Consider the following 13,087-nt stretch of genomic DNA (forward strand, 5'->3'; position numbering starts at 1 on the left):
ATCGTCGAACGGGTGACGTGACCCGCAGCCGTAGACAAGATGACCCATTGGTGCATCATCCCCTATCGGGGGACCTCCCGTACGGCCGTCCCGTGGCTGGATCCCTGTGATCTCAGTCCCTGGCGGCGAAGGTGTGCCCGAACGAGCGCCACGCGTTGTCCAGGTACGCCGCACGGGCGTGCGGCTCCTCGAGCGCGAACGCCATGTCCTCGAGCCACTTGCAGCGTGCGTGGAACCGCACGCGGGCGACGTCGGCGTCGCTCGGCCGGCCGTCGAGGTCGTGCCAGACCGCGAGCGCCACGTCCTCGCCCAGGTCCCGGAGCAGGGCGCCGGCGTCCCGGGCCGGCGGCGCGAGCGCCGCGTCGGTCCAGTCGATGACCCCGGTCAGCCGTCCCTCGCCGTCGACGAGCAGGTGCTCGACGCCGAGGTCGTTGTGCTGCGGGGTGTCGGCCGGTGCGTCGGGCGGCGGCGCCTGCCCCAGGAAGCGCTCGACGGCGTCCGCGGGCTCGGGACCGAGCGCGTCCCGCACGGACTCGAAGGCCTCGAGGGCCTCGCCGTGCCACTCGGCGTTCGGGTAGTCGTCGACGGGGAGCGCCACCACGGGCACGACACGGCGCAGCGCCGCCAGCACCTGCACCAGCCCGTCGCGCACCGACGGGTCGGGCGGGCACCCGGCGGTGAGCAGCGGCGTGCCCTCGAGCCGTCGGTAGGCCAGCACGCCGAGGTCGGCCTCGTGCAGCAGCGGCACCGGCGTCGGCACGGGGGAGGCGTCGGCGAGCGCGCGCAGCAGCGCGACCTCGCGCGCGACGGCCTCGACGTCGTCGGACCGCCGCACCACGACGTCGCCCACGTAGACCGTGACGTTCTCCTCGCCGCGGGCGACCAGGCGTGCCGGGGTCTCGCCGTCCCACAGGCCGTGCCGCTCACCCAGGTCGGCGAGCAACGACCGCTCCTCGGCGTCGAGGTCCTCGGGCTCGTGCACCACGAGCAGCTCCTGCGCGTCGTCGGGAAGGGGGCGCCGCGATGGTAGCAACGGGCGGCCCGGCGCCGGTCGCGGACCCCTGACCATGTGGTCGGCGGGGCCCGGTGGGTCCTGCACACTTGGGCGATGCGAACCGTGGGTGTCGAGGAAGAGCTGCTGATCGTCGAGAGCGGCTCCGGTCGCGCCCTCTCGATGGCCACGCAGGTGCTGCGCCAGGCCGAGGAGGTCGCCGAGGGCGGCACCGACGAGCCGGGCGGCGGGCTCGAGAAGGAGCTGCAGCAGCAGCAGGTCGAGACAGGGACGCGCCCGCACACCGACCTCGACGCGCTCGGCGAGGACATCCGCGCGTGCCGCCGGATGGCCATCGACGCCGCGCGCGCGACCGGCGCCCAGGTCGCCGCCGTCGGGACCTCGCCGCTGCCCGTGGAGCCGCTGCTCGTCCGCAACGAGCGGTTCGCCCTCATGACGGAGCGGTTCGGCATCACCACCGAGGAGAACCTCACCTGTGGCTGCCACGTGCACGTCGGGGTGTCCTCGCGCGAGGAGGCCGTGGGCGTCCTCGACCGCATCCGCCCGTGGCTGCCCGTGCTCGCCGCGCTCAGCGCGAACTCGCCGTTCTGGCAGGGCAGGGACACGGCGTACGCGTCGTTCCGCACGCAGGCGCAGGCCCGCTGGCCCTCCGCCGGGCCGACCGAGCTGTTCGGGTCCGCCGAGGCCTACGACGACCTCGTGGCGCGCATGGTCGCCAGCAACACGGTGCTCGACGCCGGCATGGTCTACTTCGACGCCCGTGTCTCGCAGAGCTACCCGACCGTCGAGCTGCGAGTGGCCGACGTCTGCATGGACGTCGAGGACGCCGTGCTGGTCGCCGGGCTCGCGCGTGCCCTCGTCACGACGGCCGCGGCGGCCTGGGCGGCCGGCGAGGGTGCGCCTGCGGTGCCGGTCGCGCTGCTGAGGCTGGCGTCGTGGCAGGCGTCGCGCGCAGGTGTGGGCGGCGACCTCCTCGACCCGCTGACGGCGCAGCCGCGCCCCGCCGTCGACGTCGTCGCCGACCTCCTCGAGCTTCTCGGCCCGGCGCTGCGGGAGACCGGCGACGAGGGCGCGGTCCGCCGCCGTGTCGAGACCGTGCTGCGGCAGGGCACCGGCGCCGACCGGCAGCGCGCGACCTGGGAGCGCACCGGGAGCCTGGCGGACGTCGTCGCCGAGGCGGTGCGCGTCACCGCCGGGATGGAGTCCTGAGCGGACCCCACCACCGGCGGCGTCGGGTCAGCGGCTCTGGCCCGCGTGCCGACCCTCGGCGATCTCCTCGACCATCTTCGCGTTGAAGGCGGGCAGGTCGTCGGGTGTGCGGCTGGAGACCAGGCCCTGGTCGACGACGACCTCCTCGTCCACCCACTCGGCGCCTGCGTTCACGAGGTCGGTGCGCAGGCTGGGGTAGCTGGTGAGGCGCCGGCCGCGCAGGGCGTCGGCGTCGGCGAGGATCCAGGCGCCGTGGCAGATCACGGCGACTGGCTTGTGCTGGTCGAAGAACGCGCCGACGAACGCCACCGCGTCGGTGTCCATGCGCAGGTGGTCGGCGTTGACGACGCCGCCGGGCAGCACGAGCGCGTCGAAGTCGTCGGCGCTCGCGGAGGCGACGCCGAGGTCCACGGCCTGGGTGTGCCCCTTCTTGCCCTCGACGCTGCCCTCCTTGGGGCTGACGAGCGTGGGCGTGCCGCCCTGCTGCTCGACCGTCTCCCAGGGGCTCGTGAGCTCCGAGTCCTCGAAGCCGTCGGTCAGCAGGAACGCCACTGTGGCGCCGTCGATCCGTTCCATGGTTCCGCCTCGTGGTCGTGGGGTCGTGCGTCGTGCGTGACGCGGTCGTGCGGTGCTCTCGTGGGGTCGTGGTGCGTCAGTCGCCCGGCCACTCGCCGGTCCAGCGCTCGAAGACCCGTGCGCCGCCGCGACTGACGGCGGCCCTGACCGCCGCGAAGATCGCGCCCTGGATCAGCGCTCCGACGATCACCTCCTTGAAGGGGTACTCCGACTGCAGAGGCCCCGGTGGGTCCTGGTGGTCGCCGGGCGAGGCCCGCTTCCAGACCTGCTTGAACACCTGTCCTGCGACGACCCCGGCGATGATGCTGCTCACCAGCCCGAACGGCTGGTAGAGGATCTTCGCCGAGGTGTTGCCCTTCTTCTCGGGGGCGGTCGCCATCGCTGACTCCTTCGGTCGGGGCGTGCGCGCGTCTCCCGGCTCATGGGCCGGTGGCGCGACTGTCTCTGCTCCGGTACCCCGGCGGGTGCGGGGCATGCGGGGCGTGGTCGCCGCGCCGTCGTGCGGTGCGGCGCGCGCGGGTGCTGCTAGGGCTCCAGCTGCAGGCTGGCGGCGTCGATCTCGCCGCGCGAGAGCGACAGCGCGTCGGCCTCGGAGATCACGACGAGTCCGCGTGCCGAGTTCGAGAACTGCACCATGACGTCGATCCAGGCCCGGTTGAGCGTGGGGCGGCGGCTGCCGGCGAACTTGAACTGCAGCGGGATCGCTGGCGCCAGCCACAGCGACATCCGACCGGAGCCGTCACGTGCGTCGATGACCCAGCTGAGCATGAAGCACTCCTGGCGCCTCAGCTTCGCGGTGACCGCGACCTTGAGGTGGGCGAGCAGGCGGTCGTCGAACTCGTACTCCGAGCGACACCCGTAGATCAGCTTGCCCATCGACCTCATCGTGTCAGGTCCGTAGGTCTCCTCGCCGGCGAACTCGGCAGGCATCTGGCTCGGGTCGTGGTCGGCGGGCGTCGTCATGCCGTCCATCGCGCGCGGTCAGCCCTCGTCGCGACCGTCGTCCTCGCCCTCGGCCTGCGACGGGTGGGCCTGCATGGGGGCGTCGGTCTGGGGGCTCGACAGCTCGCGGTCCTCGCCCTCGGCCTGGCTGGGGTGCGCCGGCTGCTCGGGCGCGGTCGCGTCCTGTCCGTGGTTCTGCTCCTGGCTCATCCTCGTCCTCCTATGTGGGCCGGGACCGGGCGGCCCCGGGTCGCACCGACGTCCGCGCGACCGGGGCGACGCGCGGACGTCGGCGACGTGTGCGACGGGCCGTGTCGGCTGGTGGGGTCGGGACCCGGCCCGTCGTCCTCCACGCTAGGAAGCGGGTGGACGGCGAAACAGGGCCTTGCCGGAGCGTCGTCGCCGTGGTAGCGGCTCGCCTCGACCGGTGCGCCGCGCTAGTGGTTGCGCAGCATGTCGATGAGCTCGTCCTTCGTCTTCTCCGAGTAGCCGGACAGCCCGAGCTCCTTGGCCCGGTCGCGCAGCTCGTCGACCGTCCTGTCCGCGTAGTTCTCCGCGTTCCCGCCGCGGCGCCCCACGGTGTCCGTGCCTTGCGCGGCCGCGGCGTTCGAGATCCGGGCGGCCTTCTCCTTCGACGCGCCCTCGTCGCGCAGCTCCTCGTACATGTCGGGCTTCTTGATCGACGACGGGGTGTCCTTGCGTGGCATGGCTCCTCCTTCTCGCGTGCTCTCGACCGTACGCCCGTACCGCTCGGCGCAGTGGGATCGGGGGAGGGTCGGGCGGATCTCGCAGGAGGCCGTCCGCCAGCACGACGGCGGGCTCCCACGGGTGCGTCCCCGCGAGAGCCCGTCGATCGGCTCGCCCGCGTCGCGGGCGGAGGCCTCAGAACACCGCGCGCCCGCCCGTGACACCCAGCACGGTGCCACTGACGTAGCTGGCCTCGTCGGAGGCGAGGAACACGTACGCCGCGGCGACCTCGATCGGCTGGCCCGGCCGCCCCAGCGGGGTGTCCGCGCCGAAGCCGTCGACCTTCTCCTCGTCGAACGTCGACGGGATGAGCGGCGTCCAGATCGGTCCCGGCGCGACCGCGTTGACACGGATGCCGCGCTCGCCGAGGTCGGAGGCGAGGTTGACCATGAGGTTGTTGAGCGCGGCCTTCGTCGAGGCGTAGTCGAGGAGCGGCTCGCTGGGCTCGTAGGCCTGAATCGAGGTGGTGATCGTGACCGTCGAGCCCGGCTTCAGGTGCTCGACGGCGGCCTTGACCAGCCAGAAGGTGGCGAACACGTTGGTCTCGTACACCCGCTGGAGCTGCTCGGAGGAGAACGCCTCGATGCCGCCCTTGGTCCCCATCTGGAACGCGGCGTTCGACACCACGGTGTCGAGACCCCCGAGAGCCTCGACGGCGTCGCGCACCAGCGCCTGGTTGGCCTCCTCGGTCCGCTGGTCCGTCGGGAGCAGCACGCAGCGGCGGCCCTCCTCGGTGACGGCCTTCTCCACCTCGGCGGCGTCCTCGCTCTCGTCGGGCAGGAACGCGATCGCGACGTCGGCCCCCTCCTTGGCGAACGCGATCGCGGTCGCCCGGCCGATGCCGGAGTCGCCGCCGGTGATGAGGGCGCGCTTGCCCTCGAGCCGCCCGCGTCCGGTCCAGCTGGACTCGCCGTGGTCGGGCACCGGGTCCATCTCGCGGGTGCGGCCGGGCCACTCCTGGGTCTGGCCGGGCACGTGCGTCGGTCGCTGACCGTCGGTCATGTCAGTCCTTCCGTCGTCGGTACTTCGGTCGTCTCCCCGGGCGCCTCGTCGGCCTCGGGGGTGTCCTGCGGGTCGTGGGCAGCGAAGGTGCTCCGTGCCGCGAGGTCGTGCTCGACGGCGGTCGTCGCCGTCACGCAGGCACGTGCGCCCAGCAGCACGTCGGCGGCGAGGCCGGGCTCGGCGTCGACGAGGCTCTCGGTCGCCTCCAGCGTCGTCAGCCGCCCGACGACGCAGTCGTCCCAGGCCTGCCGTGCCGCGGCGTCGAGGCCGAGGCCCCGCAACGCGTCGCCGGTGGCGAAGCGGCCGGAGGCGGCCAGCCCGTCCGCGGCGGTCAGCCAGCCCATCGCGACGCCACGGGTGGCGCGGTGGGCCACCACGTGGTCGAGCAGCGCGAGGCGCCACAGCGCCGGCCCGGGCAGCCGGTCGAGGTGCTGACCGGTGCGGTCGCCGAGGCCGAGGTGGCGCAGCACCGCACCGACGCCGTCGCGCTCGGTGTCGCCTGCCTCGGGCGCACCGGCCGCACCCGCGAGGTCGGCGGGGTCGCCTGCGAGGGTGCGCGCCAGCAGCCGGCGTGGTGTGCCGGCGAGGCGGGGCAGCAGCGCGGCGCGGGCGTCGCGCTCCCGGAGCCGCTGCACCGCGGTCGTCACGAGGTCGTCGCAGGTCGCGGCACGCGGCTCGTCGGCCCCCTCGGCAGCACCGGCGACCATCGCCACGACCACGCGGGCGACGCCCAGCCCGGTCACGCGCGGCGGCAGCTCGACCGACTCGCGCAGCCGCTCCAGCCCGTACCGCAGCGGCGTGGCGAGCGACCAGCGGGCGCTCGCGAGCAGCGGGTGACCCTCCCAGCCGTCGGGCACACCCTCCAGACCGCGCCGGTCGAGCTCCGCGAGGTGCACGAGCGCGAGCGCGGCGTCGTCCCCGGCGCGCCACCACGGCACGTCGTCCTCGACCTGCCACAGCTCGGTGACGTGCGACGCGGCGAGGATGCCGGGGTCACGGGTCGGGGGCCCGGCCAGGAGCGTCAGCAGCGCCTGCGAGATCGGGCCACGGGCCCGAGGCAGGGGTGTGGGGTGGACGCGTCGCGGTCGGGGGCGACGGGCGTCGAGGGAAGGCGTGGCGGTCATCGAGCGTGCTCGCGTCCTGGTCGTGCCTCCACGCCACGGGTCTCGAGCGCGTCCCCTGCAGTCTGCCGTACCTCGCCGAGCCCGTCCACCGATCCTCAGACCTGCACGGGCGCTCCGGGCAGCTCGCGGCGCCGCACGACGTGCTCGGCGACGGCGATGAGACGGATGTTGCGGTCCTGCGACACCCGGGACAGCACCGCGAACGCGCCCGCGGCGTCGAGCGAGAACCGCTCCATGAGGATCCCCTGCGCCTGACCGATGAGGTGCCGGCTGTCGACGGCGAGCCGCAGGTTCTCGTCCGACAGCGCCGAGCCCAGCGCGACCGAGACGTGCGTGGCCAGCAGCACCGCGATGTCGATCGCGTAGGTGTCGAACGCGCCCGGCTCGCGGGAGTACAGGTTGAGCGCGCCGTGCACGGTCTCGCTGGAGAACAGCCGCACGCTCAGCATCCCGGCGATGCCGTGGTCCTTCGCGACCTGCGGCCCCCACCGCGGCCAGCGCGGGTCGCGTGCGACGTCGCCGGCGGCGATGACCGTGTCGTCGGTGATCGCGTCGAGGCACGGGCCCTCCTCCAGCTCGTACTGGAGCAGGTCGCACGCGACGACGACGGGGTCGGACGGCGACACCGACTCCAGCCTGCCGCGCCGCCGGCGCATCGTGACCCCGGCCATCTGGCATCCGGGCACGACCGCCATCGACCAGCCCACCGCGACGTCGAGGAGCTCCTCGCTGCCGGCGGCGGCGTCCATCTCTCGCGCCGCCTGGGCCAGCTGGATGTCGAGACCGTCCGTCATGGACCGATTGTGACCCCTCGGCACCGGCCAGGGCGACGATGGCGGAGGGGACGCGCCGCGATGACGAGCGGGCGAGAAAGCATGGCGGGGAACAACGCCGCGGTGCCACGCTGTTGGGGCGTGCACGACAACCCCGACCCGACCGGAAGGTGTGCGGTGGACGAGACCGACGTGATCGTGATCGGCGGCGGACCTGCGGGTGAGAACGTCGCCGACCGGGTGGTGCAGGGCGGGTTGTCCGCCGTGCTCGTCGAGAGCGAGCTGGTCGGGGGCGAGTGCTCCTACTGGGCGTGCATGCCGTCGAAGGCGCTGCTGCGGCCGGTGCACGCGCTGCGCTCGGCGCAGCACGTCGCGGGCGCCGCGCAGGCCGCGACCGGGGCGCTCGACGTCGCCGCGGTGCTCGCGCGCCGCGACGCCGTCGTCGCCGACTGGTCCGACGACGGCCAGGTCGACTGGCTCCGCTCGGCGGGCATCGTGCTCGTCCGAGGGGCCGGCCGGATCACCGGCGAGCGCGAGGTGACGGTCACCGACGAGGACGGCAGCACCCGGGCGATCCGTGCGAGGCACGCGGTCGTCGTCGCCACCGGCAGCGACCCCGTGGTGCCGCCGGTGCCCGGGCTGGCCGAGGCGCAGCCGTGGACCAGCCGGGAGGCCACCGGCGCCCAGCAGGTCCCGGAGTCGCTGGCGATCATCGGCGGCGGCGTCGTCGGGGTCGAGATGGCGACGGCGTACGCGGCGCTCGGGTCGCGGGTCACGGTGCTCGCACGGCACGGGCTGCTCGAGCGGATGGAGCCGTTCGCGGGCGAGCGGGTGGCGGCGTCGCTGCGCGAGGCCGGCGTGGACGTGCGCACCGGCACCTCGGTCACCGCCGTCGAGCGCGACGACGACGGGGTGCGGATGGCCCTCGACGGCGGCGGCGAGGTGGTGGCGGCCGAGGTGCTCGTCGCGACCGGGCGGCGGCCGCGCACCGACGACCTCGGGCTCGACGTCGTCGGCCTCGTGCCCGGCGAGCCGATCGCTGTCGACGACACGATGCGGGCGACCGGGCACGACTGGCTCTACGCCGTCGGTGACGCGAACGGTCGCGCGCTGCTCACCCACCAGGGCAAGTACCAGGCGCGTGCGGCGGGCGACGTCATCGTGGCGCGCGCGACGGGCGCGCGCGTCGACGACCACGCCTGGGGCCGCCACGTCGCCACCGCCGACGAGCGCGCCGTGCCGCAGGTCGTCTTCAGCGACCCCGAGGTCGCCGCCGTGGGCATGACCGCCGCCGAGGCGGAGCGCAGCGGTGCGCGCACCCGGGTCGTCGACCACGACCTGGGTGCCGTCGCCGGTGCCTACCTGCACGCCGACGGCTACGCGGGCCAGGCGCGGATGGTCGTCGACGCCGACACCGGTGTGCTGCTGGGGGCGACATTCGTCGGCCCCGACGTGGCCGAGCTGCTGCACGCGGCGACGGTGGCGGTCGTCGGTCAGGTGCCGCTCGCGCGTCTGTGGCATGCCGTCCCGGCCTACCCCACTGTCAGCGAGGTGTGGTTGCGTCTTCTCGAGACCTACGGTCGCGACTCCGCGTGACCGGCCCCACCAGCCCGCCCGGAGGTACCGCGTGATCGAGTTCCGCTCCGTGACGAAGAGGTTCGGCGACGGCACGCTCGCCGTCGAGGACTTCTCCCTCACGCTGCCGGCGCACCGCACGACCGTGCTCGTCGGGTCCTCCGGCTGCGGCAAGACCACGCTGCTGCGGATGATCAACCGGATGGTTGAGCCGACCGGCGGCGACGTCGAGATCGACGGCGAGAGCGTGCTCGGCAAGGACCCGGTCGCGCTGCGTCGCAGCATCGGCTACGTCATGCAGAACTCCGGGCTGATGCCCCACTTCACGGTGCTCGACAACGTCGCGACCGTGCTGCGGCTGATCGGCACCCCGAAGCGGGCCGCGCACGAGCGCGCGCGGTCGCTGCTGGAGACCGTCGGGCTCGACGGCGCCCTGGCCGACCGGTACCCGAGCCAGCTCTCGGGCGGGCAGCAGCAGCGCGTCGGCGTCGCGCGCGGGCTCGCGGCCGACCCGAACATCCTGCTCATGGACGAGCCGTTCGGCGCCGTCGACCCGATCGTGCGGGCGGACCTGCAGCGCGAGATGATCCGCCTCCAGCGCGACCTCGACAAGACGGTCGTCTTCGTCACGCACGACATCGACGAGGCGTTCCTGCTCGGCGACCAGGTGGTCATCCTCGACACCGGGGCGCGGGTCGTGCAGGTCGGCAGCCCCAGCGAGATCATCGAGAACCCGGCCGACGACTTCGTCGCCGCGTTCATCGGCGTCGACCGTGGCCGCCGCGCCCTGCACATCAAGGAGACCGCGCGCGGTCGTGTCGTCGTCGACGCCGAGGGCCGTACCCAGGGTGCGCTCGTCGAGGACGGTGCCATCACGTGACCTGGGTGCTCGACAACCTCGACCTGGTGCTCTCGCTCGCCGCGGTGCACCTGCGTCAGAGCGCCGTCGCGATCGTGCTCGGCTTCCTGCTCGCGCTGCCGCTGGGCTGGCTGGCGTGGCGGTTCCGGCTGCTGCGCGGCCCGCTCGTGCTCGGCACCGGGCTGCTGTACACGATCCCCTCGCTCGCACTGCTCATCCTCATGCCGGCGGCGCTGGGGTACTCGGCGATCAGCGAGACGAACCTCGTCGCCGCGCTCGTCATCTACGCGGTCGCGATCCTCGTGCGCTCGGTCGTCGACGGCCTCGACTCGGTCGACCCCGCCGTCCGGCAGGCGGCGACCGCGATCGGCTACGGCGCCGCGCGGCGCTTCTGGACCGTCGAGCTGCCGCTGTCGGGGCCGGTCCTGCTCGCCGGGCTGCGGGTGGCAGCGGTCAGCACGATCTCGCTGGCGACCGTCGGCATCCTCATCGGCGTCACCAACCTCGGGTACCTGTTCGAGAACGGCCTGCAGCGGCGGATCGTCGCCGAGGTGCTCGCGGGTGTGACCGCGGTCGTCGTCATCGCCCTGGTCGTCGACCTCCTGCTCGTGCTGGCCGGGCGCGTCCTCATGCCGTGGACGCGAGCCGGGCGCGGCACCGGCCGTACCCGTGCGCGTGCCGCGCTGCCCGTGAGGACCGCCGCATGAACCTCTTCGGCGAGGCGATCGCGTGGCTCACCGACCCCGCCCGGCTCGAGGGCAGCTACGCGCTGCCCACGCTGCTCGCGCAGCACGTGGGCTACACGGTGGTCTCGGTGCTCGTCGCGGCCGTGGTCGCGATCCCGGCCGGGTGGCTGATCGGGCACACCGGTCGCGGCCGCGAGGTCGCGGTCGCGATCGCAGGAGCCGCCCGCGCGGTGCCCTCCTTCGGGCTGCTGGTGCTGCTCGTGCTGCTGCTGGGCGTGCTGCGCATCCCGGAGGCTGCGGTCGTCACGTTCGTGCTGCTCGCCATCCCGTCGCTGCTCGCCGGCGCCTACACCGGGATCGAGGCGATCGACCGCGCCGTCGTCGACGCCGCCCGCGCGATGGGCATGACCGAGCGGCAGATCTTCTGGCGCGTCGAGCTCCCGCTCGGGCTGCCGCTGCTCGTCGGTGGCATCCGCTCGGCCGTGCTGCAGGTGATCGCCACCGTGACGATCGCCGCCTACGTCAACCTCGGCGGCCTCGGCTGGCCGATCATCCAGGGCATCCCGCTGCGGCGCTTCGACCAGGTGCTCGGCGGAGCCCTCCTCGTCGCGGCGCTCGCGCTCGTCGTCGACCTGCTGCTCGCGCTCGCGCAGCGCGCCGCCGTCCCGGCCGGCGTCCGCGTCCACCGCGCGACCCGACCCGCACGCCGCGCCGCCGCGCGCAGCGAGGCCGCAGCCTCGCCCTCCGCCTGACCGCAGACCCCCACCGAGAGGAACCCATGTCCATGTCACGACCCGTCGCACGACGACCGCTGCTCGCCGTCGGCGCCGCCCTCGCGGCCTCGCTCGCGCTCGCCGCCTGCTCGAACGACAACCCGCTCGAGCAGCCCTCCGACGACGACGCCACCTCGGGATCTGGCGGCGAGACCCTCGTCGTGGGGTCGCAGGCGTACTACTCGAACGAGATCATCGCCGAGATCTACGCGCAGGCGCTGGAGAACGCGGGCTACGACGTCGACCGGCAGTTCAGCATCGGGCAGCGCGACGCCTACATGCCCGAGATCGTCTCCGGCGCGATCGACCTGTTCCCCGAGTACACGGGCAACCTGCTGGAGTTCCTGGAGCCGGAGCCCACCGCCACCAGCCCGGAGGACGTCTACGCAGCGCTCCAGGAGGCGCTGCCGGAGGGCCTCGCCGCGCTCGCGATGGCCGAGGCCACCGACCAGGACACCTACACCGTGCTGGCCTCCTTCGCCGAGGAGAACGGGCTGACGACGATCGCGGACCTGGCGGACGTCGAGGGTCCGCTGACCATCGGCGCTGCACCGGAGTTCGAGCAGCGTCCCTACGGTCCGGCCGCCGCGGCCGAGGTGTATGGCGTCGACCTCGAGTTCTCCGCGACCGGGCCGACGACGCTGGAGGCGCTGCAGGCCGGCGAGATCCAGGTCGCCGACATCTACTCCGCCGACCCCGCGTTCGACACCGGCGAGATCGTGGCGCTCGAGGACCCCGAGAACCTCATCCTGTCCTCCAACGTCGTCCCGATCGCGTCCGCCGACGTCGCCGAGGACATCGCCGCGGTGATCGACCCGATCAGCGCGGCGCTCACCACCGAGGAGCTGGTCGGCCTCAACGCGCAGAGCACGGTCGAGCAGCGCTCCACCGCCGACATCGCGAGCGAGTGGCTGGAGGCCAACGGCCTGCTGTGAGCCGACGTCGGGCGGCGGGGCACGCGGTGCAGCTCGTCGCCCCGACGGCGCCCACGGAAGCCTGTCGTGTGCTTGGCTCGTGCCAGACGTGAGGAGGGCGGCATGGAGTCGCAGGACCTGACGGCGCTGGTGGCCGAGCTGCTCGAGGACGCGCGCGGCGCGAGCAGCATGCGCAGCGGCCGGACGATCCACGGCGGGCGCGAGCACCACCTGCGCCAGACGGTGCTCGCGCTCGCAGCCGGCGGCGAGCTGGCCGACCACGAGAGCCCGGGCGAGGCGACGCTGCAGGTGCTCGCGGGCCGGGTGCGGCTCAGCACCGCCGAGGAGAGCTGGGAGGGAGGGCCGGGCGACTACCTCGTGATCCCGCCCCACCGGCACCGCGTCGACGCCCTCGAGGACGCCGCGATCATGCTGACCGTGGTGGTGGCCACCCGCGAGGGCTGAGCGGTGCCGCTCGAGGTGCGCGTGGCTCGCGTGTACGCCGAGCCGACCGCGGCCGACGGCGAGCGCGTCCTCGTCGACCGTCTCTGGCCGCGGGGGCTGCGCAAGGACGACCCGCGCGTCGGGACCTGGTTCCCCGACGCCGCGCCCTCGACCGCGCTGCGCCGCTGGTACGGCCACGACCCGGCGCGGTTCGAGGAGTTCGCGCGCCGCTACCGCGACGAGCTCGACGAGGTCCCCGACGCCGTCGAGCAGCTCCGCACGCGAGCCGCCGGCGGCACGCTCACGCTGACCACCGCGACGGCCGACGTCGAGCGCAGCGCGGCCGCCGTGCTCGCCGAGGTGCTGCGCGCACGCGGCTGAGGGAGCCGGCCGCCTGGCCGCGGCGGAGAGCGCGCTGATACCCGGGCCGCGGCAGAGGTGCGGTGAGACC

17 protein-coding genes are annotated in these 13,087 nt (G+C 73.9%); 8 read left to right on the forward strand and 9 right to left on the reverse strand.

Going from position 1 to position 13,087, the window contains the following annotated elements:
- Positions 1–112 precede the first annotated feature (112 nt).
- Positions 113–985: a phosphotransferase family protein gene (locus tag GPA02_RS12935; protein ID WP_162457782.1), complete on the reverse strand. Its 873-nt coding sequence runs from the start codon at positions 983–985 to the stop codon at positions 113–115.
- A gap of 123 nt (positions 986–1,108) precedes the next feature.
- Between GPA02_RS12935 and GPA02_RS12940 the strand changes: the two genes are divergently transcribed.
- Positions 1,109–2,221 (forward strand): carboxylate-amine ligase, encoded by a 1,113-nt coding sequence (locus tag GPA02_RS12940; RefSeq protein WP_156200489.1) that lies wholly within the window; start codon positions 1,109–1,111, stop codon positions 2,219–2,221.
- 27 nt (positions 2,222–2,248) lie between these two features.
- Here the strand turns inward: GPA02_RS12940 and GPA02_RS12945 are convergent, their stop codons facing one another.
- From GPA02_RS12945 to GPA02_RS12975, 8 genes are all read right to left on the reverse strand, one after another.
- Positions 2,249–2,797, reverse strand: coding sequence for a type 1 glutamine amidotransferase domain-containing protein (locus GPA02_RS12945; protein ID WP_156200490.1), 549 nt, complete (start codon positions 2,795–2,797; stop codon positions 2,249–2,251).
- Positions 2,798–2,873: 76 nt separating this feature from the next.
- Entirely contained in the window at positions 2,874–3,176 is a 303-nt protein-coding gene (locus GPA02_RS12950) for a DUF4235 domain-containing protein (RefSeq protein WP_156200491.1), read from the reverse strand.
- Positions 3,177–3,322: 146 nt separating this feature from the next.
- Positions 3,323–3,760, reverse strand: a complete 438-nt coding sequence (locus GPA02_RS12955; protein WP_240134038.1) for a DUF7882 family protein — start codon at positions 3,758–3,760, stop codon at positions 3,323–3,325.
- Between the two features lie 18 nt (positions 3,761–3,778).
- Positions 3,779–3,949: a hypothetical protein gene (locus GPA02_RS18955; RefSeq protein WP_170296848.1), complete on the reverse strand. Its 171-nt coding sequence runs from the start codon at positions 3,947–3,949 to the stop codon at positions 3,779–3,781.
- A 227-nt stretch (positions 3,950–4,176) separates the two neighbouring features.
- On the reverse strand, positions 4,177–4,446 hold the full coding sequence (locus GPA02_RS12960; RefSeq protein WP_156200492.1) for a DUF7218 family protein: 270 nt from the start codon (positions 4,444–4,446) through the stop codon (positions 4,177–4,179).
- A gap of 175 nt (positions 4,447–4,621) precedes the next feature.
- The gene (locus tag GPA02_RS12965) at positions 4,622–5,488 is read right to left on the reverse strand and encodes an SDR family oxidoreductase (RefSeq protein WP_156200493.1); all 867 of its coding nucleotides are present in this window, start codon (positions 5,486–5,488) and stop codon (positions 4,622–4,624) included.
- Positions 5,485–6,612, reverse strand: coding sequence for a hypothetical protein (locus tag GPA02_RS12970; RefSeq protein ID WP_156200494.1), 1,128 nt, complete (start codon positions 6,610–6,612; stop codon positions 5,485–5,487). The genes GPA02_RS12965 and GPA02_RS12970 overlap by 4 nt, the downstream gene beginning before the upstream one ends.
- Before the next feature lie 95 nt (positions 6,613–6,707).
- Positions 6,708–7,406, reverse strand: coding sequence for a GAF and ANTAR domain-containing protein (locus tag GPA02_RS12975; protein WP_156200495.1), 699 nt, complete (start codon positions 7,404–7,406; stop codon positions 6,708–6,710).
- A 156-nt stretch (positions 7,407–7,562) separates the two neighbouring features.
- Here GPA02_RS12975 and GPA02_RS12980 point away from each other — a divergent pair, with 156 nt between their 5' ends.
- The 7 genes from GPA02_RS12980 (at position 7,563) to GPA02_RS13010 (ending at position 13,017) form a co-directional block, all read left to right on the forward strand.
- Positions 7,563–8,981 carry a dihydrolipoyl dehydrogenase family protein gene (locus GPA02_RS12980; RefSeq protein ID WP_156200496.1) on the forward strand — a complete coding sequence of 473 codons (1,419 nt, stop codon included), beginning with the start codon at positions 7,563–7,565 and terminating at the stop codon, positions 8,979–8,981.
- A gap of 31 nt (positions 8,982–9,012) precedes the next feature.
- A complete protein-coding gene (locus GPA02_RS12985; RefSeq protein ID WP_156200497.1) occupies positions 9,013–9,840 on the forward strand; it encodes an ABC transporter ATP-binding protein in 828 nt (275 codons plus the stop codon).
- Positions 9,837–10,526 carry an ABC transporter permease gene (locus GPA02_RS12990; protein WP_156200498.1) on the forward strand — a complete coding sequence of 230 codons (690 nt, stop codon included), beginning with the start codon at positions 9,837–9,839 and terminating at the stop codon, positions 10,524–10,526. The genes GPA02_RS12985 and GPA02_RS12990 overlap by 4 nt, the downstream gene beginning before the upstream one ends.
- Positions 10,523–11,257 carry an ABC transporter permease gene (locus tag GPA02_RS12995; RefSeq protein ID WP_156200499.1) on the forward strand — a complete coding sequence of 245 codons (735 nt, stop codon included), beginning with the start codon at positions 10,523–10,525 and terminating at the stop codon, positions 11,255–11,257. Before GPA02_RS12990 ends, GPA02_RS12995 begins: the two co-directional genes overlap by 4 nt.
- Before the next feature lie 32 nt (positions 11,258–11,289).
- Positions 11,290–12,213, forward strand: a complete 924-nt coding sequence (locus GPA02_RS13000; protein ID WP_156200500.1) for an ABC transporter substrate-binding protein — start codon at positions 11,290–11,292, stop codon at positions 12,211–12,213.
- Positions 12,214–12,315: 102 nt separating this feature from the next.
- The gene (locus tag GPA02_RS13005) at positions 12,316–12,657 is read left to right on the forward strand and encodes a cupin domain-containing protein (RefSeq protein WP_156200501.1); all 342 of its coding nucleotides are present in this window, start codon (positions 12,316–12,318) and stop codon (positions 12,655–12,657) included.
- 21 nt (positions 12,658–12,678) lie between these two features.
- The gene (locus tag GPA02_RS13010) at positions 12,679–13,017 is read left to right on the forward strand and encodes a DUF488 domain-containing protein (protein WP_240134039.1); all 339 of its coding nucleotides are present in this window, start codon (positions 12,679–12,681) and stop codon (positions 13,015–13,017) included.
- Positions 13,018–13,087 lie beyond the last annotated feature (70 nt).

Source organism: Actinotalea caeni (assembly GCF_009733795.1).
Taxonomy (GTDB): Bacteria; Actinomycetota; Actinomycetes; order Actinomycetales; family Beutenbergiaceae; genus Pseudactinotalea; species Pseudactinotalea caeni.

Excerpts from the sequence above, each read along its gene's own strand:
- GPA02_RS12940 (WP_156200489.1), top strand. The coding sequence starts at position 1,109 with ATGCGAACCGTGGGTGTCGAGGAAGAGCTGCTGATCGTCGAGAGCGGC.
- GPA02_RS12945 (WP_156200490.1), bottom strand. The coding sequence starts at position 2,797 with ATGGAACGGATCGACGGCGCCACAGTGGCGTTCCTGCTGACCGACGGC.
- GPA02_RS12950 (WP_156200491.1), bottom strand. The coding sequence starts at position 3,176 with ATGGCGACCGCCCCCGAGAAGAAGGGCAACACCTCGGCGAAGATCCTC.
- GPA02_RS12955 (WP_240134038.1), bottom strand. The coding sequence starts at position 3,760 with ATGACGACGCCCGCCGACCACGACCCGAGCCAGATGCCTGCCGAGTTC.
- GPA02_RS18955 (WP_170296848.1), bottom strand. The coding sequence starts at position 3,949 with ATGAGCCAGGAGCAGAACCACGGACAGGACGCGACCGCGCCCGAGCAG.
- GPA02_RS12960 (WP_156200492.1), bottom strand. The coding sequence starts at position 4,446 with ATGCCACGCAAGGACACCCCGTCGTCGATCAAGAAGCCCGACATGTAC.
- GPA02_RS12965 (WP_156200493.1), bottom strand. The coding sequence starts at position 5,488 with ATGACCGACGGTCAGCGACCGACGCACGTGCCCGGCCAGACCCAGGAG.
- GPA02_RS12970 (WP_156200494.1), bottom strand. The coding sequence starts at position 6,612 with ATGACCGCCACGCCTTCCCTCGACGCCCGTCGCCCCCGACCGCGACGC.
- GPA02_RS12975 (WP_156200495.1), bottom strand. The coding sequence starts at position 7,406 with ATGACGGACGGTCTCGACATCCAGCTGGCCCAGGCGGCGCGAGAGATG.
- GPA02_RS12995 (WP_156200499.1), top strand. The coding sequence starts at position 10,523 with ATGAACCTCTTCGGCGAGGCGATCGCGTGGCTCACCGACCCCGCCCGG.
- GPA02_RS13000 (WP_156200500.1), top strand. The coding sequence starts at position 11,290 with ATGTCACGACCCGTCGCACGACGACCGCTGCTCGCCGTCGGCGCCGCC.
- GPA02_RS13005 (WP_156200501.1), top strand. The coding sequence starts at position 12,316 with ATGGAGTCGCAGGACCTGACGGCGCTGGTGGCCGAGCTGCTCGAGGAC.